The 20,641-nt window shown below is 72.6% G+C and carries 19 protein-coding genes and 1 tRNA gene; 5 read left to right on the plus strand and 15 right to left on the minus strand.

The window, feature by feature from the left end; all coding sequences use genetic code 11:
• Positions 1-64 precede the first annotated feature (64 nt).
• Positions 65-955, minus strand: a complete 891-nt coding sequence (locus ACFWM7_RS06945) for a DUF4097 domain-containing protein (protein ID WP_383256033.1) — start codon at positions 953-955, stop codon at positions 65-67.
• A 136-nt stretch (positions 956-1,091) separates the two neighbouring features.
• Positions 1,092-1,616 (minus strand): toxin-antitoxin system HicB family antitoxin, encoded by a 525-nt coding sequence (locus ACFWM7_RS06950; RefSeq protein ID WP_383256035.1) that lies wholly within the window; start codon positions 1,614-1,616, stop codon positions 1,092-1,094.
• 323 nt (positions 1,617-1,939) lie between these two features.
• On the opposite strand from ACFWM7_RS06950, the gene ACFWM7_RS06955 reads away from it, so the two are divergent.
• Positions 1,940-2,260, plus strand: a complete 321-nt coding sequence (locus ACFWM7_RS06955) for a hypothetical protein (RefSeq protein ID WP_383256037.1) — start codon at positions 1,940-1,942, stop codon at positions 2,258-2,260.
• Positions 2,261-2,298: 38 nt separating this feature from the next.
• Here the strand turns inward: ACFWM7_RS06955 and ACFWM7_RS06960 are convergent, their stop codons facing one another.
• Entirely contained in the window at positions 2,299-3,324 is a 1,026-nt protein-coding gene (locus ACFWM7_RS06960) for a MarR family transcriptional regulator (RefSeq protein WP_383256040.1), read from the minus strand.
• A 152-nt stretch (positions 3,325-3,476) separates the two neighbouring features.
• Positions 3,477-3,550 (minus strand) — tRNA-Thr (locus tag ACFWM7_RS06965).
• Between the two features lie 237 nt (positions 3,551-3,787).
• Here ACFWM7_RS06965 and ACFWM7_RS06970 point away from each other — a divergent pair.
• The 3 genes from ACFWM7_RS06970 (at position 3,788) to ACFWM7_RS06980 (ending at position 6,364) form a co-directional block, all read left to right on the plus strand.
• On the plus strand, positions 3,788-4,924 hold the full coding sequence (locus ACFWM7_RS06970) for an ABC transporter ATP-binding protein (RefSeq protein WP_383256042.1): 1,137 nt from the start codon (positions 3,788-3,790) through the stop codon (positions 4,922-4,924).
• Positions 4,925-5,156: 232 nt separating this feature from the next.
• Positions 5,157-5,570: a hypothetical protein gene (locus ACFWM7_RS06975; protein WP_383256045.1), complete on the plus strand. Its 414-nt coding sequence runs from the start codon at positions 5,157-5,159 to the stop codon at positions 5,568-5,570.
• Between the two features lie 77 nt (positions 5,571-5,647).
• Positions 5,648-6,364: an NDP-sugar synthase gene (locus ACFWM7_RS06980; protein ID WP_383256048.1), complete on the plus strand. Its 717-nt coding sequence runs from the start codon at positions 5,648-5,650 to the stop codon at positions 6,362-6,364.
• 146 nt (positions 6,365-6,510) lie between these two features.
• Here ACFWM7_RS06980 and ACFWM7_RS06985 read toward each other — a convergent pair whose 3' ends face one another.
• From ACFWM7_RS06985 to ACFWM7_RS07035, 11 genes are all read right to left on the minus strand, one after another.
• Positions 6,511-8,154, minus strand: coding sequence for a DoxX family membrane protein (locus ACFWM7_RS06985; protein WP_383256050.1), 1,644 nt, complete (start codon positions 8,152-8,154; stop codon positions 6,511-6,513).
• Positions 8,155-8,327: 173 nt separating this feature from the next.
• Positions 8,328-9,284 carry a 23S rRNA (guanosine(2251)-2'-O)-methyltransferase RlmB gene (gene rlmB, locus ACFWM7_RS06990; protein WP_383256052.1) on the minus strand — a complete coding sequence of 319 codons (957 nt, stop codon included), beginning with the start codon at positions 9,282-9,284 and terminating at the stop codon, positions 8,328-8,330.
• 98 nt (positions 9,285-9,382) lie between these two features.
• Positions 9,383-10,783, minus strand: a complete 1,401-nt coding sequence (gene cysS / locus ACFWM7_RS06995) for a cysteine--tRNA ligase (RefSeq protein ID WP_383256054.1) — start codon at positions 10,781-10,783, stop codon at positions 9,383-9,385.
• A 166-nt stretch (positions 10,784-10,949) separates the two neighbouring features.
• Positions 10,950-11,354 (minus strand): PPOX class F420-dependent oxidoreductase, encoded by a 405-nt coding sequence (locus ACFWM7_RS07000; protein ID WP_367572663.1) that lies wholly within the window; start codon positions 11,352-11,354, stop codon positions 10,950-10,952.
• Positions 11,355-11,495: 141 nt separating this feature from the next.
• Positions 11,496-12,995, minus strand: a complete 1,500-nt coding sequence (locus ACFWM7_RS07005; protein WP_383256056.1) for an MDR family MFS transporter — start codon at positions 12,993-12,995, stop codon at positions 11,496-11,498.
• Positions 12,992-14,722, minus strand: coding sequence for an ABC transporter permease subunit (locus tag ACFWM7_RS07010; RefSeq protein ID WP_383256058.1), 1,731 nt, complete (start codon positions 14,720-14,722; stop codon positions 12,992-12,994). Before ACFWM7_RS07010 ends, ACFWM7_RS07005 begins: the two co-directional genes overlap by 4 nt.
• A gap of 4 nt (positions 14,723-14,726) precedes the next feature.
• On the minus strand, positions 14,727-16,250 hold the full coding sequence (locus tag ACFWM7_RS07015) for an ABC transporter substrate-binding protein (RefSeq protein WP_383256061.1): 1,524 nt from the start codon (positions 16,248-16,250) through the stop codon (positions 14,727-14,729).
• Between the two features lie 31 nt (positions 16,251-16,281).
• Positions 16,282-16,899: a GNAT family N-acetyltransferase gene (locus ACFWM7_RS07020; protein ID WP_383256071.1), complete on the minus strand. Its 618-nt coding sequence runs from the start codon at positions 16,897-16,899 to the stop codon at positions 16,282-16,284.
• 112 nt (positions 16,900-17,011) lie between these two features.
• On the minus strand, positions 17,012-17,530 hold the full coding sequence (gene ispF / locus ACFWM7_RS07025) for a 2-C-methyl-D-erythritol 2,4-cyclodiphosphate synthase (protein ID WP_383256063.1): 519 nt from the start codon (positions 17,528-17,530) through the stop codon (positions 17,012-17,014).
• Entirely contained in the window at positions 17,520-18,287 is a 768-nt protein-coding gene (gene ispD / locus ACFWM7_RS07030; protein WP_383256065.1) for a 2-C-methyl-D-erythritol 4-phosphate cytidylyltransferase, read from the minus strand. The genes ispF and ispD overlap by 11 nt, the downstream gene beginning before the upstream one ends.
• 354 nt (positions 18,288-18,641) lie before the next feature.
• The gene (locus ACFWM7_RS07035; protein ID WP_003953493.1) at positions 18,642-19,124 is read right to left on the minus strand and encodes a CarD family transcriptional regulator; all 483 of its coding nucleotides are present in this window, start codon (positions 19,122-19,124) and stop codon (positions 18,642-18,644) included.
• A gap of 698 nt (positions 19,125-19,822) precedes the next feature.
• Between ACFWM7_RS07035 and ACFWM7_RS07040 the strand changes: the two genes are divergently transcribed.
• Complete coding sequence (locus tag ACFWM7_RS07040; RefSeq protein WP_383256067.1) at positions 19,823-20,551, plus strand: DUF461 domain-containing protein; 729 nt, start codon at positions 19,823-19,825, stop codon at positions 20,549-20,551.
• The last annotated feature ends 90 nt before the right edge of the window (positions 20,552-20,641 follow it).

A 20,641-nucleotide genomic window follows, 5' to 3' on the forward strand; every position in this document is an offset into this window, starting at 1 on the left:
CAGGGCAGGGCCGAACTGAGCTGACCCGGGCCGGGCTTCGCGCGACCGGGCCCGGGGCGGCGGCTCAGGCGCGGCGGATGATGATGTCGCCGGCCCCGCTCCGGGCGTGCACCTCGACGGTCTCGTCGGAGCCCTCGGGCCCCGCAGCACCGCCGAGCTCGTTGCGTACGGTGCCGAACTTGGGGTTCAGGTCGAGCCAGGCGGCGGTGCCCTCGTGGATGCCCACGTCGAGGTCGCCGACGGAGGTACGCAGGATGACGCGGCCCCGGATCACATCGCCGATCCGGATGCGGCCGTTGGAGGACACCGCGTCGACCCCGGCATGGGCGACGCCGACCTCGATGCGGCCGTTGGCGGACCGGGCGCTGACGTCGCCGCGGGCGACACCCACGGAGATGTCGCCGTTGGCCGCGCTGACCTTCAGCTCGCCGCCGGTCTCGTCGATCCCGATCACGCCGTTGCCATTCTTGACGACCGCCGCCCCGGCGACGGACCCGACCTCGACCCGGCCCGCGCCGGTGACCTCGGCGTCCCCGGTGGAGCGGACCAGCCGGATGTCGCCGTGATCGGTCCTGAGCTCGGCGCGCGCCGCCTCGTCCACCTGGAGGTCGCCGAGCGAGGTCTTGAGCTGCACCTCGCCGAGAGGCCCCTCGCAGGTGAAGCTGCCCAGGGCGGTGGTGCCCCGCACGTCGGATCCGGTGGGCAGTTCGATGCTCACGAGAACGGCGCCCGGCTTGCCGAACAGGGACCGCTTCCTGGGGGTCTTGACGGTGAGGCGACCGCCCGAGCAGGAGACCTGGGTCTGCCGCACGGCGCGTACGTCGTCCTCGTCGGATCCGTTGGCCGGCAGCACCTCGACGACCGTGTCGGTGCGCTTGCCTGCGGTGATGCGGGCGGTGCCGGCGTCCAGCTCGATGACGGCGGAGATCGGCTCAGGAGTGTCGAAAGAAGGCATGGCTGTCCCGTCCTCTTGGCTCGGTGAGTTGATGAGCGATCAGCGGTGAGCGATCAGTGATGAGCGATCGGTTACGTCGGCCGGATCGGCGATCCGCCGGTGAAGTGGTGCTGGGTGGTGCCGGCAGGCCCGGTCGCTAGCGGACCCAGCCGGTGAAGCCGCGGCCGCCCGAGTCCTTGCCCCGGCCCGGTACGCTCGCGCGCCCCCCGCCGTCGAGAGCGACGGACACGGCCCGCACGAGCCAGGCGTTGACCGACAGGCCCTCCGCCGCCGCGGCGCTCTCGGCGCGGCCCTTGAGGTGGGCGGGGAGACGGAGGTTGATCCGCACCATGGTGCCGTCGTCGGCCTCCGCGGCCGGCGGTGCGGACACGACGGGAGCCACGGCCGGCTCCTGCGCCTCCCGGACCGGCTCGGGCACCGGCGGCGGTGTCACCACGAACTCGGGATCGAGCCCGCGCAGCCGTACGTCGACCGAACCGGGCGCCAGCTCCCGGGTGACGTCGCCCATGGCCGCGGAGAGCACGTTGAGCAGGGTCAGCCGGGCGGCGGACTCCAGGGGAGCGCTGAGCCGCTCGGCGAGGGCGCGGGCTTCGTCACCGCTGGCATCCGCGGCGACGGCGAGTTCCCGCCGGAGATTGTCGACGTAGGGGGTGAGGTCCATGACGCCATCATGGCACATGAATGGCATCACGTCGAGCCACTTTGGCGCACGACTCGCAAAGACGCCTCTGACCTGCAAAGTTCCACCCAGAAACACCGCAATGGCAACACCGAAGCCCTCCGATCACCCCGGCGTGGCACCACACCGACACCACATGGCACCACTCGGCGCATCATCGCCTCCACGTGGCGCCACCCGATGCATCAGCGCCTCCGCGTGGCACCACCCGCCCCGCCGCCGAGCCGGATGTACTGACGGCAAGCGCCACGCGCACGACACCAGGCCGCCCGACACCCGCCCCCAGCACCACCCGGAGGCCCCACATGCCCCACCCGAAGGCCTACCTGGCCCTCTGCACGCACACCCACCTGTTCCCGGGCGCGCGCTGCCGCCTCCAGGGCCTGCCCCACCCAGCGGCCTTCGCGGCGGCCCCGGAGTCGATCGAGGTCCACCTGCGCTTCTCCGACGGAACGGCCACCGCGGCAGAGCTCCACACCGAGCCCCCGACCGGCCCGACCCTCACGGTCGCCGCCTACACCACCGCGGCCGGCACTCCCATCGCCGACAGCACCTGGGCCGTCAAGGGCGTCGCACGGAACGAGGACGAGGTGGAACTGACCATCGGCGCCCCGAACCGCCCCTGAGCGCCCCTGAGCGCCCCGTCGGGAGTCTCCACGCCCACTCAACGCACCCCGTCCGCAGTCTCCTCGCCCACCTCGCTCCGGGCGGCGCGCAGGACGGACGCACCGGCAGGGGTGAGCGTATGCAGAACAGAGGGCCCGTTACGGACGGTCGTCACGAGCCCCGCATCACGCAGCACGGTGGCATGCCTACTGGCCGCGGACGCCGAAACCCCGGCGGCCCGGGCGATCTCCCCCGTAGTGGCACCGCCGGCCGCCGCCTGCAAGGCGATCGCCCGGGCCCGCCCGAGCAGATTGGCCAGCGGACGCCCGGGGTCCTCGTCCCGCAGAGGACGAGCCGCGGGCTCATGCAGCAACGAGTACCACAGCACCGGCGGCAGCCCCGGATCGGCGAACGCGACCGGCTCACCCCAGTTGAAATACGACGGGACAAGGGTGAGCCCCCGCCCGTTCAGGTACAGATCCCGATCCTGCGTCTGCCGCGGATACGCGACCTCCAGCACAGGCGGACACCACCGCAGCATGGGCCCGAGCCCGGCGAGCATGCCCTCCACCCCACCGTGCAGCAGCCCCCGCCCCCGCACCGCCTGCTCAGCCTCGATCCGCGCCTGGACCCGCTCCTGATGGGGCACGACGACGGCACCGTAATAAGCACGCAGCATCCCCACGAACTCCCGACGCACCTCATACTCAGCCAACCGCCCGACCCACCCGGGCGCCCCGATGAGCCGGTCAAGAATCCCGACCTCCTCCGCAACCCGCTCGGCCGGCGTGGCCAGCAACGCGTCCAGCCCCGCTTCAAGGCCCTCCACCCCGGAGGACGGCGTCAGAAAGTCCGGGTAATAGGCGGCCCTGGGATACAGAGGCAACAGAACACCCCGCAGGACCCGTTCCAACCCCTTCTCCCGCAGATCCTGCCGCGCCGCCCGATACCACCCGGCGTAGGCCCAGCGACCCCGGCTGGACTGCAGCCGGTGCATGCTCGCGGCCACCTCGAACAGCGGGTCGGGAGCGGGGGCGAGCCGGGTCCTGGCCAGATCCGCGTCATCGAAGTGGATGCGGAGCATGTGGTTCCCCCCGGGGAGTTCGGACCTCGCCCGCGACCGTAGGGAAACGCGATAAGAGTCTGATGGACGACGCATGAACGAGCCTGCGCCGCCCACGGCAGACCGACGACAGAAGCCCAGGCCGGAGAAGATCCGGCCTGGGCTTCACGGTGAGCCCCCTGTCGGATTCGAACCGACGACATCCGACTTACAAGGCCGGCGCTCTGGCCAACTGAGCTAAGGAGGCAAGGACACACGCCACAGACGTGCGCCAGTACGCCACAACTCTACACAGCCCCGATCCCCCACCGACAGTTCGTTGCTCTGCCGTCCCTCATGTTCGCGAAGCGTTTTTCGTGACCCAAGAGGTACTGACAGAACACATGAACGCCAGGTAGCGTCACCGCAGGTTCACTCAGTGGACCAGACCACTCCCTACTCGGATCGTCCGGCACGTTCCTGCCGGTTGAGGAGAAGATTCCGCATGGCCAGTGTCACGTTCGACAAGGCATCCCGCGTCTACCCCGGCTCCACGAAGCCGGCCGTGGACCAGCTCGAGATCGACATCGCGGACGGCGAGTTCCTCGTCCTCGTCGGTCCCTCCGGTTGTGGCAAGTCGACCTCCCTGCGCATGCTCGCGGGTCTTGAGGACGTCAACGGCGGAGCGATCCGCATCGGTGACCGCGACGTCACACACCTGCCGCCGAAGGACCGGGACATCGCCATGGTGTTCCAGAACTACGCGCTCTACCCGCACATGTCCGTCGCGGACAACATGGGCTTCGCGCTCAAGATCGCCGGTGTGAACAAGACCGAGATCCGGGCGAAGGTCGAAGAGGCCGCCAAGATGCTGGACCTCACCGAGTACCTGGACCGCAAGCCCAAGGCGCTCTCCGGTGGTCAGCGTCAGCGTGTGGCGATGGGCCGGGCCATCGTGCGTGAGCCGCAGGTCTTCCTCATGGACGAGCCGCTGTCGAACCTCGACGCCAAGCTCCGTGTCTCCACCCGTACGCAGATCGCCTCGCTGCAGCGCCGTCTCGGCATCACCACCGTGTACGTCACCCACGACCAGGTCGAGGCCCTCACCATGGGCGACCGGGTCGCGGTGCTGAAGGACGGGCTGCTCCAGCAGGTCGACTCGCCGCGCAACATGTACGACCGCCCCGCGAACCTCTTCGTCGCCGGCTTCATCGGCTCGCCCGCGATGAACCTCGTCGAGGTCCCGATCACCGACGGCGGCGTGAAGTTCGGCAACAGCGTGGTGCCGGTGTCGCGTGAGGCGCTCTCCGCCGCCGCGGACCGCGGTGACACCACCGTCACGGTCGGCATCCGCCCCGAGCACTTCGACATCGTCGAGCACGGCGGCGCCGCCGCGAAGTCGCTCACCAAGGACACCTCGGACGCGCCGGCCGGTCTCGCCGTCTCCGTCAACGTCGTCGAGGAGCTCGGCGCCGACGGCTTCGTCTACGGCTCCACGCAGGTCGGCGGCGAGCACAAGGACCTGGTCGTCCGCGTCGGCGGCCGTGCCGTCCCGGAGAAGGGCACCGAGCTGCACGTCGTCCCGCGCCCGGACGAGCTGCACGTCTTCGCGACCTCCACCGGCGAGCGGCTCACCAACTGACCCGCCCCCTGCCGTACGCACGGCCCCGCACCTCCGGCAACGCCCGGCGGTGCGGGGCCGTTTGCGTGGTCCCGGCGGGTTTGGGTTTCGGCGTCGCGCGGTGTCAAATACCCCGGCACACTGGGCATTTCACCCCGGGTCGTCAACCTCGCATTCGAAAGGACGCGTCGAACCATCCCCCGCGAGGGTGACGAATTGTCGCCAAGTCATCACCGGCCGCTACGCTCGCTGCGTGACCCACACCGCGCGCCGCATCGGCCGATCCCTCGCTCTCGTCCTGCCCGTCGTCATGGTTCTGTCCGGGACCCTCGCGGTCACCAGCGTTCCGTGGGCGGCGTCGGACAACGACTCCAAGCTGCTGGCCGCCTCCTCGGAGACCGTGTCCAAGCCCGCGAAGCCGCACGCCCCGCAGGACGTCCTGCGCGAGAAGCTGCTCGTGGAGCTCCAGGAGAAGGACCCGGGCGCCGCGCTCACGGGTCTCCAGCGCGCCGTCGAGCAGCGCCCGTCGCTCGCCCGCCACTGCATGTCGATCGCGAAGGCGCTCGGCAAGGCGGCCGTCGAGCAGTACGGCCCGACTCGTGCGCACCGCTTCTCCCGGCCCGTCTGCGACACCTCGTTCGCCTCCGGCGTCGCGCAGTTCAGCTGAGCCCCGGAGGCTGAGCCCGGCAGGCGGTCGCGTCGAGCGCCGGCTGCCGTCGGCGGGCACCGCATATCGTGCCTGCCATGCATACGTATCCGACGCAGGCCGTGATCCTTGCCGGTGGCCAGGGGTCGCGGCTGCGGCCGTACACCGACGACCGCCCCAAGCCGATGGTCGAGATCCCCGGGACCGGGACTCCGATCATCGGTCATCAGCTGTCCTGGCTGGCCGCTGAAGGAGTCACCGACGCCGTGGTCTCCTGCGGGCATCTCGCCGAGGTGCTCCAGGAGTGGCTGGAGGGGGCCGCCCTGCCGCTCCGGGTCACCACCGTCGTGGAGACCGAACCGCTCGGGCGCGGCGGCGGGCTGAAGTACGCGGCCGAGCGCCTGCCGGACGCCGATCAGCCGTGGTACGCCACCAACGGTGACATCTGGACGCGTTTCTCCCTGCGGGAGATGGCCGCCTTTCACGCGGAGCGCGATGCCACCGCCACCCTCGCCCTCGCCCGGCCCCGGATCCCCTGGGGCGCTGTGGAGACGGATGCGTTCGGGCACATCACCGACTTCATCGAGTCGCCGCCCTCGCCGTATCTGATCAACGCCGGGGTGTACGTGTTCTCGCCGGCGTTCACGAAGCTGCTGCCGGACCGGGGCGACCATGAGCGGACCACGTTCCCGCGGCTCGCCCGTGAGCGCCGGCTGGCCGGGTATCCGCTGCCGCACGGGGCGTACTGGCGGGCCATCGACACCGCGAAGGACCTGACCGAGGCGGCCCGCGAGCTCGGCTCCCCCACCGCCTGAGCGTCACCCCGCGAGCTCGGCTCTCCCACCGCCTGAGCGTCACCCACAGGCGCGCGCACGAAGAAGGGCGGCGCCCTCCCGGTTGTTCCGCCGGGTGGGCGCCGCCCTCGTTGCTGTCGTTGCTGTCGTTGCCGCTGTCGTACGGGTCAGCCGAGGAGGCCGCCGATGGGGTTCCGGCCACCGCCGCCCGAGGTCGATCCCTCGCCGCCGGAGGAGGTCGACCCGCCGGTGGGGGCCGGTTCGCCGCCGCCGGAGGAGGCGTCGCCGCCGGTGGAGCCGGACGACGCGTCGGGTCCGGCGCTGGTGGCGGCCGGGGGCTGCTGCGGGGTGGTCTGCTGCGGGGGCGCCTGGCCCGTGCCCTGGGTCTGGCTGGGCTGGGTGCTGCCCGAGCCGGTGCTCTGGCCGCCGCCCGTGTCGCGGGTCGCGCCGGGGCCGGCCTGGCCGCCCTCGGGTGCGGTGGCCGCTCCCGAGCTGGTGGGTTCCGGCTGCCGCTGCTGTTCCGGCGTACGGGAGGCCTGGCGTTCGCCGGTGGACTCCTGGGGGAGCGGCATGCCGGGGAGGCGGTTGGTGGGGTTGTCGTTGCGGCCGGGGACGGTGACGACCTCGGTGGAGCGGACCGCGCCGCCGAGGATGGAGCCGATGAGCAGGGTGAGGCCGACGACGACCGTGGCGACGACGGTGCCCCGGCGCAGGACGCGGCGGCGCAGGTCCCAGAGTTCCGAGCGGGGGCCGAGCTTGCGCCAGGCCTCCCCGGCGAGTCGGCCGTCGACGGAGTAGACCGGGGCGCCCGCGATGATCAGCGGGCTCCAGGCGGCGAGCAGGATGATGTCGGGGGCGTCGTACACGGCGACCGTGCGCCAGCTGACGGTGACCAGCAGCGCGGCGGAGAGCAGGGCGCCGAACGCGGCGGCGACCCGCTGCCAGAGGCCGAGGACGGTGAGGACGCCGACGACGACCTGGAGGAAGGCGACGGTGAGTCCGGCGCCGACCGGGTGGGAGAGGGCGAAGTCGCGCAGCGGCTCGGCCACCGCCCACGGGTGCAGGGAGGTCAGCCACTTGACCATCGAGCCGCGCTCGCCGCCGTCGAAGTAGACGGGGTCGCACAGCTTGCCCATGCCGGCGTAGATGGAGATGAAGCCGAGGAGGACCCGCATGGGGAGCAGGACGACGCCCAGGTTCATCCGGTGGCCGGGGTAGTAGGCGTGCCGGACGGGGTCGCCCGTGCCGCGCCGGGCGCGGGAGTCGGCTTCGTCGGATTCCGGGGAGTCGGTGTCGTCGTAGTCGTCGCCGGGTCCTTCGGGCCCGTCGAGCGGGTCGTCGTACGCGCCGACGGCCTGCCGCATGGGCGGCAGCAGGGGGCCGGTGCGTCCCGGCCGGTGGGGGGCGGGCAGTACGGGGTTGGGCTGCGTCTCCTCCAGGAGCGGGATGACCTGCGTCGCGCCCGCTTCGTGGCCGTGTCCGCCGCCGGGGGCCGCGCCGAGTCCGGCGTCGAGGTGTCCGGCGGTGGAGTTGCGCACGGCCTGGAGGAGGCCCGTCGCTCCGGGGTCGCCGGGGGCGGACTTGCCGCTCCAGACGACGGGTGCCCGCCTGCGGCCTCCGCCGGCGCCGCTCATGGCGGGGATGCGGGCCGTATCCGCGGGGGCACCGCGTAGCCGTGCGCGCTGGCCCGGGGCGAGCTGCACCCGGAAGCTGGCGTGGTTGACGATGACCTGCGCGGGGTCGCTGTCCACCTTGGTCATGCTCAGGGCGGGTTGCTCGTCGAACCGAGGCGTTCTGGTGTCCACACTCATCTAACCGAGTGATGTGTGTTTAGGACACTGCCTTGACCGCACCGGATGTGTCCGAGACCCGTCAAGATCCGGCCAAACTCGGGCATCCTGGATGGGTGTTCGGCGTTCGCGCTTCAACTCGCCCGGAGGGCGAGCCGGTTGCCGCGCGAACGCCGCACCCGTGGGGCCGGGTTCTAGGCGCGGCGGCGCGCCACCTCGTACATCACGATGCCCGCCGCGACACCGGCGTTGAGCGACTCCGCGCCGCCCGGCATCGAGATCCGCACCCGGTAGTCGCAGGTCTCGCCGACGAGGCGGCCGAGGCCCTTGCCCTCGCTGCCGATGACGATGACGACCGGGCCCGCCAGCTCCTGGAGGTCCTCCACGGTGTGCTCGCCGTCGGCGGCCAGGCCGACGACCGTGAGGCCCGCCTTCTGGTAGCCCTCCAGTGCGCGGGTGAGGTTGGTGACCCGGGAGACGGGCGTGCGGGCCGCCGTGCCGGCCGAGGACTTCCAGGCGCCCGCGGTCATGCCGGCCGCGCGGCGCTCGGGGACGACGACGCCGTGGCCGCCGAACGCGGAGACCGAGCGGACGATGGCGCCGAGGTTGCGCGGGTCGGTCACCCCGTCGAGGGCGACGATCAGCGGGTCCTCGTTGTTGTCGTACGCGGCGGCGGTGAGGTCCTCCGGGTGCGCGTACTCGTACGGCGGGACCTGGAGGACGAGGCCCTGGTGGTTCAGGCCGTTCGTCATCCGGTCCAGCTCGGGGCGCGGGGCCTCCATCAGGTTGATGTTGCCGCGCTCGCCCGCGAGCTTGAGGGCGTCGCGGACGCGCTCGTCGTTGTCGATGTACTGCTGGACGTACAGCGTGGTCGCGGGCACGCCGTCGCGCAGGGCCTCGTAGACCGGGTTGCGGCCGACGACCATCTCCGAGGTGCCCTTGACGCCGCCGCGCCGTGGCGCGGGGCGGCGGGCCGCGGCCTGCTTGGCCTGGGCGTTGGCGACCCGGTTCTTCTTGTGTCCCTTACGGGCGGAGGCGGGCGGCGTCGGTCCCTTGCCTTCGAGACCACGGCGTCGCTGGCCACCGCTGCCGACCTGCATGCCCTTCTTGTTGGACGTGCGGCGGTTCCTGCGCTGGCTGTTCCCGGCCATGATCTACCTGTTTCGTTGCTTTCAGACGTACGTACGTATAAGGAAAGTGTGCCGCCCGGATCGTCGGGCGGCACCATCTCGCTGCTCGGAGCGGGTGCTCAGCGCGGTCCCAGCGTCCACCGGGGGCCGGTGGGGCTGTCCTCGATGACGAGGCCGGACTGGCCCAGCTGGTCACGGATGGCGTCGGCGGCGGCCCAGTCCTTGCGGGCGCGGGCCGACTGCCGCTGGTCGAGGACGAGGCGGACGAGGGTGTCGACGACGCCGTGCAGATCCTCGCCCCGGTCGCTCTCGCCCGCCCAGTGCGGGTCGAGCGGGTCGAGGCCGAGGACGCCGAGCATGGCCCGGACCTCGGCGAGGCGGGCGACGGCGGCTTCCTTGTCGTCGGCGGCGAGCGCGCTGTTGCCCTGGCGGACGGTGGTGTGGATGATCGCCAGCGCCTGCGGCACGCCCAGGTCCTCGTCCATCGCCTCGGCGAAGGCGGGCGGCACCTCGGCGGCGGGGGCGACGGGCTCCCCCGCCTTCTCGGTGACGCGCTGGACGAAGCCCTCGATCCGCGCGAACGCGGACTCGGCCTCGCGCAGGGCCTCCTCGCTGTACTCGATCATCGACCGGTAGTGCGGGGTGCCCAGGTAGTAGCGCAGGACGATCGGGCGCCAGTGCTTGACCATCTCGCTGACGAGGACGGAGTTGCCGAGCGACTTCGACATCTTCTCGCCGGACATGGTGACCCAGCCGTTGTGCACCCAGTAGTTGGCGAACTCGTCTCCGTAGGCCTTGGCCTGGGCGATCTCGTTCTCGTGGTGGGGGAAGATCAGGTCGATGCCGCCGCCGTGGATGTCGAAGGCGGAGCCCAGGTACTTGTGGGCCATCGCGGAGCACTCCAGGTGCCAGCCGGGCCGGCCGCGACCCCAGGGCGTCTCCCAGCTGGGCTCGCCGGGCTTCGCGGCCTTCCACATGGCGAAGTCGCGCTGGTCGCGCTTGCCGGTCTCGCCCTCGCCGGAGGGCTGGCGCAGGTCGTCCAGCTCCTGGTTGGAGAGCGACAGGTAGCCGGGGAGGGAGCGCACGTCGAAGTAGACGTTGCCGTCGGCCTCGTAGGCGTGACCGCGCTCGACCAGGCCGCGCATCATCTCGATCATTTCGGGGATGTGGCCGGTGGCGCGCGGCTCGTAGGTGGGCGGCAGGCAGCCGAGCACGTCGTAGCCGTCGTTGAACGCGCGCTCGTTCTCGTAGCCGATCGACCACCAGGGGCGGCCCTGCTCGGCGGACTTCGCGATGATCTTGTCGTCGATGTCGGTGACGTTCCGGATGAACGTGACGTCGTAGCCGCGGTAGGTGAACCAGCGGCGCATGATGTCGAAGTTCAGGCCCGAGCGGATGTGGCCGATGTGCGGTGCTGCCTGGACAGTGGCGCCACAGAGGTAGATCGAGACACAGCCCGCGGTGAGCGGTACGAAGTCACGGATCTGCCGGGCGTTGGTGTCGTGCAGGCGAATAGTCACGCCTCAAGGGTAGTAGGCCCGCAGCAGTGCCCCGCGACCCTTGGGGATCGCGGGGACAACTTTCTGGTACCGGGATGGCCCGGACCGGTCCGGAGAGCGGTCTCCGGCGGTACGGGAGGCCTCGGACGGGCCATACGGACCGTCCGGGACGCCCCTCGTCCGCGCCTCAGATGCTGCCGACGACCTTGCGCGGCGAGATCCGGACGACCACGCGGGGGTCGTCGGCGCCGGAGTTCGGGTTGAACTCCGCGTACGGCTTGCCGGTGTACTTCACCGAGAGCTCGTCGATCAGCTCCTGCCCGCCGTCCGTCGTCAGCGTCGCCTCGCCACGGATCTCGGCGTAGCTGTACGGGGCGTCGAAGGGCTGGACGACCACGGTGACGCGCGGGTCGCGGCGGAGGTTCTTCTCCTTGCGCCGGCCGACGGTGGTGGAGATGAGGACGTCGTCACCGTCGCGCTTGACCCAGACCGGGGAGACCTGGGGGCTGCCGTCGGGCTGGATGGTGGCGATGTTGACGAACACGGGGGTGTCGAGCAGGTTCTTGAGCTCGGTGGAGAGTGGGGCGGTCATGCGTACGTCCTCCTGTGCGCTGCGGTTCGGTCGGAGCTGTCCGGTGTTCCGATGCTGCTCCTACCCGGCAACCGCCCGCGCTCCCGGTTCCTTCCCTCCGCGTCCCGCCGGAAGGGTGAACGCCAGGGGGTGTCTTGCCGGTCAGGGTCGGATAGGCCGCGGCGTCTGGTGCGGTGCATCGCAAGGCGCTGGAACGTCCTCATCGCGGAGCGATTCGGGCGTTTCGGCAACGCCGCGAGGTGCCGTGCCAGACGTCGTGGACCCGGCCCTGATCGGCAAGACACCCCCGAGCGCCGCCCCGGCCAGCGGGACCGCCGCGAGCACCGCCCACCGCACGGGCGCGGGCGCCTCCAGCAGGGCGCCGGTCGCCGCGCTGCCCCCGAGCACGGCGATCCCGGAGACGGAGGAGAGCGCCCCGGTGGCCAGCCCGAGCTGCCGGTCCTCGACCAGGTCCGGGACGAGGCCCCGGGCGGCGGGGACCAGGAGCATCTGGCCCAGGGTCAGCAGGACGACGAGCGCGGCGCCGGGCAGCAGTCCGCCGGGCCCGCCGGGTGTGAGCGGTACGGCGGCGAACCCGGCGGCCACGACCGCGAGGCCGGTGACGAGCGCGGTGCGCGGCGCGATCCGGCGGGCGGACCAGCGGGTCAGCGGCAGCTGGGCGGCGACGACGAGCAGCGAGGACAGCGCGAAGAGCCAGCCGAGCGCCGCCTGCGACCCGGTGGCCCGCTCCACCTCGACGGGCAACGAGAGGTAGAGCTGGTTGTAGGCGACGAGATAGCTGCTGTACGCGAGGCAGAGCAGCAGGAACGCCCGGTTGGTGAACACCGCGCGCCAGGACGACCGCCCCGGTTGAGCCGTACGGGTGCGGGCGTCGGGTGCCTGTGCCTGTTCCCGTACGCGGTCGGCTTCCGGGGCCCGTTCCGGTACGCGGTCGGCTTCCGGGGCCCGTTCCGGTACGCGGTCGGCTTCCGGGGCCCGTTCCGGTACGCGCTCCGCGCGCGGCATCAGGTGGGCGTGCCCGGCCAGTACGCCGACGAAGACGAGGGCCCCGGCGAGACAAGCGGCCCGGAAGCCGCCGCCGAGCAGCAGGAGCAGCGAGCCGAGCAGCGGCCCGAGGAACGCCCCGGCCTGTCCGGCGGCGGAGAACAGGGCGAGGACATGGGCGCGCGGGGCGCCGGTGTCGCGTTCGTGCCGGACGGCCTCGCGGGCGGCCTCGGACTCGACGGCCGGGGAGAACAGCGCGGCGGCGAAGCCGATGAGGAGGACGGCGGCGATGACGGTGGCCGTGGATCCGGCGAAGGCGAGCCAGCCGAACCCGGCGATCCGCAGGGCGCAGCCCACGAGCACGACGGGCCGGGGGCCGTACCGGTCGGTGAGCGCGCCGCCGACGACGAACAGGCCCTGCTGGCTGAAGGTGCGCAGCCCGAGGACGAGTCCGACGAGCCAGCCCGCCATGCCGAGGCCGCTGCCGAGGTGGGTGGCCAGGTAGGGCAGGACGGCGTAGAAGCCGATGTTGAAGGCGAACTGGGTGGCGGTGAGGAGCCGGAGGTAGGGGGTGGGGGCGCTCGCGAGCCGGGGGCGGAACCGGCGGCTTTCGGCGGGTGTGTCACTGTGCGCGGGCGCGGACGCGGGCCGGTTCACTTCAGGCCCCTCAGGCCCGCCGGGGTGCGCCCGCGCACGGCCGCCGAGGTCAGGACCGCCAGCGCGCCGAGGACGGCGAGGGCTGCGGCCGGGGCGAGGACGGCCCAGGGGGCGCGTTCCGCGTACGGCATGTTCTCCGACAGCATCCGGCCCCACTCCGGCGCGGGCGCCTGTGTGCCGAGGCCGAGGAAGCCGAGGGAGGCCAGGGCCAGCGCGATGGCGGGGATGCGGAGCAGGGCGTGGCGGGCGACCGGCGGCAGGACGCCGGGCAGGACGTGGCGGCGCAGCAGGTGGGCCCGGTCCGCGCCGAGGGCGACGGCGGCGGCGAGGTGCGGGGCCGCCTTCTCCTGGGTGTACAGGGCGGCGGTGTGCGCGGCGAGCGGGGCCCAGGCGACGGCGGCCACGGCTGCGGCGGTGCCCCAGGGGCCCGGTCCGGCGATGCCCGCGACGACGAGTCCGGCGAGGACGGCGGGGAGCGCGTTCGCGGTCTCGGTGAGCGCCCCGGCGCGCAGGGCTCCGAGCAGCAGGCCGAGCACCAGGGTGACGGCCCCGACCGCCACGGCGGCCAGCGCGGTGCGGGCGGCGCCGTGGCCGAGGCGGGCGAGGACGTCGCGGCCGAGGTTGTCGGTGCCGAAGGGGTGCCCGGCGGACGGGCCCGCGAGGCGGGCGGCCGTGTCGACGTGGAGCGGGTCGCGCAGGAGGCCCGCGACGGTGACCGCCATGAGCAGGCCGCCGAGCACGAGGGCGGCGACGGTGAGTGCGCGGCGGCCGGGGAGGCGGGGCGCGACAAGGGCGGGGAGCGCGCGGTCGGTGAGCGCGGGGCCGAGCAGGACGCGGGCGGCGAGGCGGGAGGCCAGGCCCGCGGCGACCCCGAGGAGCAGGAGCACCAGCACGGCCGCCTGAAGGACGGGCAGGTCCTGGGCGAGGGCGGCGGCCAGCGCCGTACCGCCGAGGCCGGGGATCGCGTACAGCGTCTCGACGGCGACCGCCCCGCCGGTCAGCCCGACCGCGACCAGGCCGAGCTGGGGCAGCAGGCCCGGCAGCGTACGGCGCAGGGCGTGGCGGGCGACGAGCCGGGGCGGCATCCCGCTCGCGGCGGCGGCCCGGGCCCAGGGTTCGGCGAACGCGCCGGGCAGGGCGTCGTCCAGCAGCCGGCCGAGCAGCGCCCCCGCCGGTACGCCCATGGCGAGCGCGGGCAGCACGAGCTGGTCGGGCGCGCCCCAGCCGAGCGCCGGGAGCCACCCGAGGTGCACGGCGAACACCGTGGCCAGCACGGCGGCGAGCAGGAACTCCGGCAGTGCGGCGAGCACCGCCGCGCCCACTCCGGCGCGCACGCGCACGATCCGGCGCGCGGCCCCGCGCCGCAGGGTGGCCGCGCTCAGCGCCAGGGCGAGCAGGGCGGCGACGGCGAGCGAGACGCCCATCAGGGTGAGGGAGTTGCCGAGGGCGGCCGTGATGTCCGGCCCGACGGGCTCTCCGGAGACCCAGGACGTGCCGAGGTCACCGCGTACGAGCCCGCCGAGCCAGTCGCCCAGGACCTGGAGCGGCCCGCCGTCGAGTCCGGTCTCGGCGCGGATCGCGGCGAGGGCCTCGGGGGTGGGGGCCCCGTCGGCGTACCGGGCGTGCAGGATCGTGCGGGCGGGGTCGGTCCGGGTCAGCCGGGGCAGCAGCCCGATCACCGCGACGACGGCGAACAGCGTGCCGAGCCGTCCGGCGAGGTACTTCACGCGGTCACCCGATGCGGGTGTCGGCGGTGATGAGGGTGCGCTCCATGGGGTCGAGGGCGACGCCCTGGACGCGGGCCTCGTCGTAGCCCTGCACGAAGCGTTCGTGGACGAGCGGGACGAGGGCGTCGGAGCCGAGGATCGCGGCCTCGGCGGTCATCTCGGCGCGGTGGCGGGCGTCGGTGTCGGCGAGGGCCGCGGCCTTGCCGACGGCGGTGTCGACGGGCTTCGCGCAGAGCTGGGTGATGTTGAAGCTGCCGTCGCAGGTGAAGTCGGAGGCCAGGTAGGAGACCGGGTCGGCGGTGTCCAGGAGGGTGTTGCGGGCCTGGATGAACGCGTCGTACTTCCCGGCGAGCGCGTCGGCCTCCATCTGCGCGTAGTCGCGGACGACCTGCTTGACGGTGAAGCCGCGCTTCTCCAGCTGCTGCTGGACGACGGTGGCGGCCTCGGGCAGCTCGGGCCGGTTGGTGTAGGTGGCGAGCACGATCTGCTGCGTCTTCCTCACCTCGGCCGGGGCTGCGGCCTTCGCGCGGCCGGCGGGGGCGGTGCGCAGGTCGGCGGCCCAGGGGACGCCGGGGCCGAGCAGCCCCTGTGCGGTGTCGGCGCGGCCCTCGTAGACGCCGTCGACCAGCGCCCCCGAGTCGATGGCCTCGCGGGCGGCGGCGCGCATCGCCGGGTCGGCGAAGACGCCGCGCTCGGTGTTGAGGGAGAGGCCGTTGGTGCGGGCGGAGGGGAACTCGTGGACCATGCCGTCGCCGAGCAGCGAGGCCTGCGAGATCGGGACGTACTCGGCGACGTCGACGTCCTTGGTGCGCAGCGCGTTGGCGCGGGCGGTGCCGTCGGCGACGAACTTCACGTCGGCGCCGGGAGCTTTCGCCTTGGCGCCCCAGTAGGTGTCGTTGCGCTCCAGGGTGGCGCTGACCGCGCCGTTGACCTTGGCGAGGGTGAAGGGTCCGGTGGCGTGCCCGGCGGGGTTGGCCTTGTCGCCGCCCTTCCCGTACGCGGCGGCGGACAGGATGCTCAGCGAGGGGTTGGCGAGCCGCTGGGGCAGCAGCGGGTCGGCGTCCTTCGTCGTGATCCGTACGGTGTCCGCGCCCTCGGCCGTGGCGGTGAGGGTGGTGTCGGAGAGCACCCGGGGCTTTGGGGACGCCGTCTGCGCGGCGGTCAGCGAGCGGGCCACGGCGGTGGGGTCGAGCTTGCTGCCGTCCTGGAAGACGGTGTTCCCGCGGACGGTGAACTCCCAGGCCCGGTCGCCGTCGCGCTTCCAGGCCGTCGCCAGCGCGGGCTTGGCCTCGCCGTTCTCGTCGAGCCGGGTGAGGCCCTCGACGACGGCGAGCCGGCTCAGGATGACGGCGTCGTCGCCGTACGGGGACATGGCCTGGGCGGGCGGGAAGGCCAGGGCCACCTTCAGCCGCTCGTCGCCGCCGGAGCCGCTGGGCCCTCCCGACGAGGTGCAGGCGGTGGCGGCGGCGAGGAGCGCGGTCGCGGCCAGCGGCAGGGCGGCGCGGTGGAGGCGGCGGGGCGTGAGCATGGGAGCGACCTTATATGAAAACGATTGTCATCTATTGGGCGGGGGTGCGGGCGGCGCCCAGGAGCGGCATCGGCAGCTCGAAGTGGACGATCCCCTGCCCGCCCCCGGGCAGCGTCCGCTCGTCGCACACCTCACGGGCCAGCGAGCGCCAGAAGGGCTCGGCGCCCGGCACGGCGGGGTCGGTGTGCAGGTACAGGGCCGTGTAGCCGCCCGCTCGCGCCGCGAACCCCCCCAGCTCGCGCACCAGTTGCCGGGCGAGCCCGTGCCTGCGGTGCTCGGGGCGCACATAGATCCGGCAGAGCTGCGCGGTGGTCCCGGAGGGGAAGCGGTCGGCGACCCACTGCGGATTGGGCGGCGCCTGCGGCCCCCGGTCGCGTACGGCCCCGGTGGCGACGATCTCGCCGAGGTGCTCGACGACGAGCAGGGTGCAGCGTTCCGGGCGGAGGTAGGCGGTCTCGGGGTCGATGATGTCGGCGTGCCAGCGGGGTACGTAGCCGGACTTCAGGTCGCGGTAGACGGTGTCGAGCATCACGGCCCGCGCCCCGCCGAGGTCGTCGGCGGTGGCGGTGCGCAGGGCGTACCCGGCGCCCCCGTGACCGCTGCCGGCATCGGCCCGGCCGACTGTCCGGTCGACCGTCGTCCCCGTCATCACCGTGGTCGCGCTGGTCACCGGTGCCACTCCCGCCTCGTACCGCACATCGCTTGCACCTTCAGCGTACGTGCAAGTGATGTGCAGCAGGCGGCGGCCGTACGGCGTACGGCTAGCGGGTCCGGTAGACCAGGGCGGTCGCGATGCCGGCGACGCCCTCGCCGCGACCGGTGAAGCCGAGGCCGTCGGAGGTGGCGGCGGAGAGCGAGACCGGGGCGCCCACCGCGGCGGACAGCACCTTCTGCGCCTCCTCGCGCCGCTTGCCGATCTTCGGGCGGAGGCCGACGACCTGGACGGCGACGTTCCCGATCTCGAAACCTTCGGCGCGGACGATCCGGGCGGCCTCGGTGAGCAGCGTGATGCCCGCGGCCCCGGACCACTCGGGGCGACCGGTGCCGAAGTGCTGCCCGAGGTCGCCGAGACCGGCGGCGGAGAAGAGCGCGTTGCAGGCGGCGTGCGCGACGACGTCGGCGTCCGAGTGGCCGGCGAGGCCGGGGCCCTCGCCCTCCCACTTCAGGCCCGCGCACCACAGCTCGCGGCCTTCCTCGAAGGCGTGGATGTCGGTGCCGATCCCGACGAGCGGGATGACGGGGACCGCGGGGCTTCCCGCGCCGGGGATCTCAGAAACCATCGTTGGCCCTCCTGCGGGCGAGTACCGCTTCGGCCAGCACCAGGTCGAGCGGGCGGGTCACCTTGAACGCCTCCTCGTGGCCGGGGACGACGACGACCGGCGCGCCGAGGCGTTCCACCATGCCCGCGTCGTCCGTGGCACCCTCGCCGTCGACCGCGACCTCGGCGTGCGCCCGTACCAGCGTGTCCCGGTCGAAGCCCTGCGGCGTCTGCACCGCGCGCAGCCTGGCCCGTACGGGGGTGGCGAGCACCGGCTCCGGTTCCCCGGGCGTTCTGGCGGGCTCGACCTCCTTGACGGTGTCGGCGAGGGGCAGCGCGGGGACGACGGCGGGCGCTCCGTCCCGTACGGCGGCGGCGACGGCGTCGACCGTGTCGACCGGCACCAGCGGGCGGGCGGCGTCGTGGACCAGGACGACGGCGACGTCCTCGGGCAGCGCGTCGAGGCCCAGGCTCACGGACTCCTGGCGGGTTTCGCCGCCCGGCACCACCAGATAGTCGGTGCGCTCGGGCAGCGAGTGCTCGTCGAGCAGGTGCTTCACCTCGGGCGCGCCGTCCGGCGGGGCGACGACCACGACGAGGGAGACGGCGCGGGACGCGGCCATGGCGCGGATGGCGTGGATCAGGATGGGCGTCCCGCCGAGCACCCGGAGGGCCTTGGGCGCGCCCGGCCCGAGCCGCACGCCCCGCCCGGCCGCGGGGATCACCGCGGCGGTACGGGGAGGGCGCGGCCGGTCGGTCGGGGGTGGCGTCGATGACATCGGTTGCACTCCGAAGGTCCGAAGGTTCGGCAGGTTTGTTTCCACGACCGACATGGGTAGAGGCCCAGCGAGCCGGGCGTGACGCCCTGACTCGCACCGGGCCCCTTCCGTGACCGCCCGCCCGGTCGAGCACAGGTCGCAACGCGCGCTCACGCAACACCGATGCTCAACGCAGCACCGGGGGTCGCCTCACCGGCGGCCACCACGTACGCGGAATCACCACCGCGGGCACGGGGTTACCGGCAGTCGGGCACCGGATTCGGGTCCGAACATGCCGCAGCGCCCGACGACACAGCGTGAAAACGACTGGTCAGCGGGCACCGCGGCACATTCATACGACCGGGTGATCCGGTTTCAGGACGCGAGGACCTCGTCGAGCAGAGCCTCGGCCTTGTCCTCGTTCGTGTTCTCCGCGAGGGCGAGCTCGCTCACCAGGATCTGGCGGGCCTTGGCGAGCATGCGCTTCTCTCCGGCGGAGAGACCGCGCTCGCGCTCCCGACGCCACAGGTCACGGACGACTTCCGCGACCTTGATGACATCGCCGGAGGCGAGCTTTTCGAGATTTGCCTTGTAACGCCGGGACCAGTTCGTCGGCTCTTCGGCATACGGTGCGCGCAGCACCTCGAAGACCCGGTCCAGCCCGTCCTGCCCGACCACGTCGCGCACGCCCACGAACTCCGCATTGTCCGCCGGCACACGAACCGTCAAGTCGCCCTGGGCGACCTTGAGCACCAAGTAGGTCTTGTCCACGCCTTTGATCTGGCGAGTTTCGATAGCCTCGATCAGCGCGGCCCCGTGATGGGGATAGACCACGGTGTCGCCAACCTTGAACGTCATGTGACAGGTACCCCTTCCGTGGCTATCCAGAGTAACACGAGAACTGCATCTCCTGAATGGCGTTTTCGCAGGTCAGGGCATATCTCGGGGCTTGACAACAGCAACACGAACGTGCTGCGGAAGGCTTCCGGAAGACGGTATTCGCAGGTCGGAGCCACTGTGCACCCGGAGCGAAACATCCACGTCACACGGCCCGGAAGCCCTACAGAAGAGGGCGAAAGTCCCGTTTTGTCGGTTTCAAGATGGCGATCATTCCGTACTCCGTTCGGTGACCGCTCACCCGTACGGACGCAACTGCCCGGACGCAATGAAATTGATCAAGCCACGCACCGGACGGCGCTTTCCGCCGCGAAGACGAAGGCGAAGAAGCCGCACAGCGGGGAAGCGAAGCAGGGAAGGTAAGCAGGAATGGGAGAAGCGGCGGGACGTCCGGAAGAATTGATCACGCGGATTATGTGAACGGCACACGACCTACCGACCGGTAGAACACCCGGCAGGCGGCGCGGACCCGCCCTTGATCGACGAGACTGCCCCTGCAGGCGGGACGAGACCCCGCCAAGAGGCGGGTCGGGTGCAGGGCGGGCGCGGCGGCTCGGTAGCCTAAGGCCGCTGACACACCCTTAGGGCGGCTTTACACCACCGCTCGACGCCCGACGTCCGAAGCCCGCAGTCCGAACGTTCAAGGAGTTGCCGCCGCCGTGAGCCGCAGCCTTCGACACGGCGCTCTCGCCGCCACCGCCACCGCGCTCTCGATCTTCTCCCTGTCCGCCTGTGCGGCGGGCAACAACGCCGAGACGCTCAAGATCCGCCCGGACAACCCGGCCACGACGGTGGGCGACATCAAGGTCCAGAACGCCAACGTGATCACGCAGCCCGGCGCCGGCGCGGACGGCCCCGCCGTCGTGGCCGCGACGCTGTTCAACGCCGGCACCGAGCGCGAGGTGCTGGAGGCGATCACGCTGCCCGGCAGCGACGTCGAGGTGAAGCTCCAGGCGGCCGGCGGCAAGGGCCCCATCGTGGTCCCGGCCGGCGGTCAGGTCATCATCGGCGGCAAGGGCAACGCCGCCGCCGTGATCGAGAACAGCGGCGAGGCCGCGCGCAACGGCGATGTCCAGCAGGTCGTCTTCAAGCTCAGCCGGACCGGCGACGTCGGCCTCGGCGCGAGCGTCTTCCCGGCCGAGGGCTTCTTCAAGGACTTCGGCCCCAGCCCGCAGGCCGAGGCTCCCGCCCCCGAGCCGACCCCGACGCCGTCCGGCAGCGCGACCGGCGACGCGGAGACCCCCGGTGCGGCCGAGGGCGCGACGGGCGGCACGCCGGCGGACGGCGCGACCGCCGAGGGCGCCACGGGCCAGGGTGAGACGGGCGCGCAGGGCGATGCGGCCACGCAGGGCACGGGCGACGCCGCTTCGGTGCCCGCGGCCGACTGACCCGCCGCTCGGGGCTCCGGCCCCGTAACGCCGGCGCACACACCGGCACAGCGGCACGCACCACGTACGCCGAAGGGGGCGCTTCCCGGC

The sequence above is a fragment of the Streptomyces sp. NPDC058375 genome, from assembly GCF_042723425.1.
Taxonomy (GTDB): domain Bacteria; phylum Actinomycetota; class Actinomycetes; order Streptomycetales; family Streptomycetaceae; genus Streptomyces; species Streptomyces durocortorensis.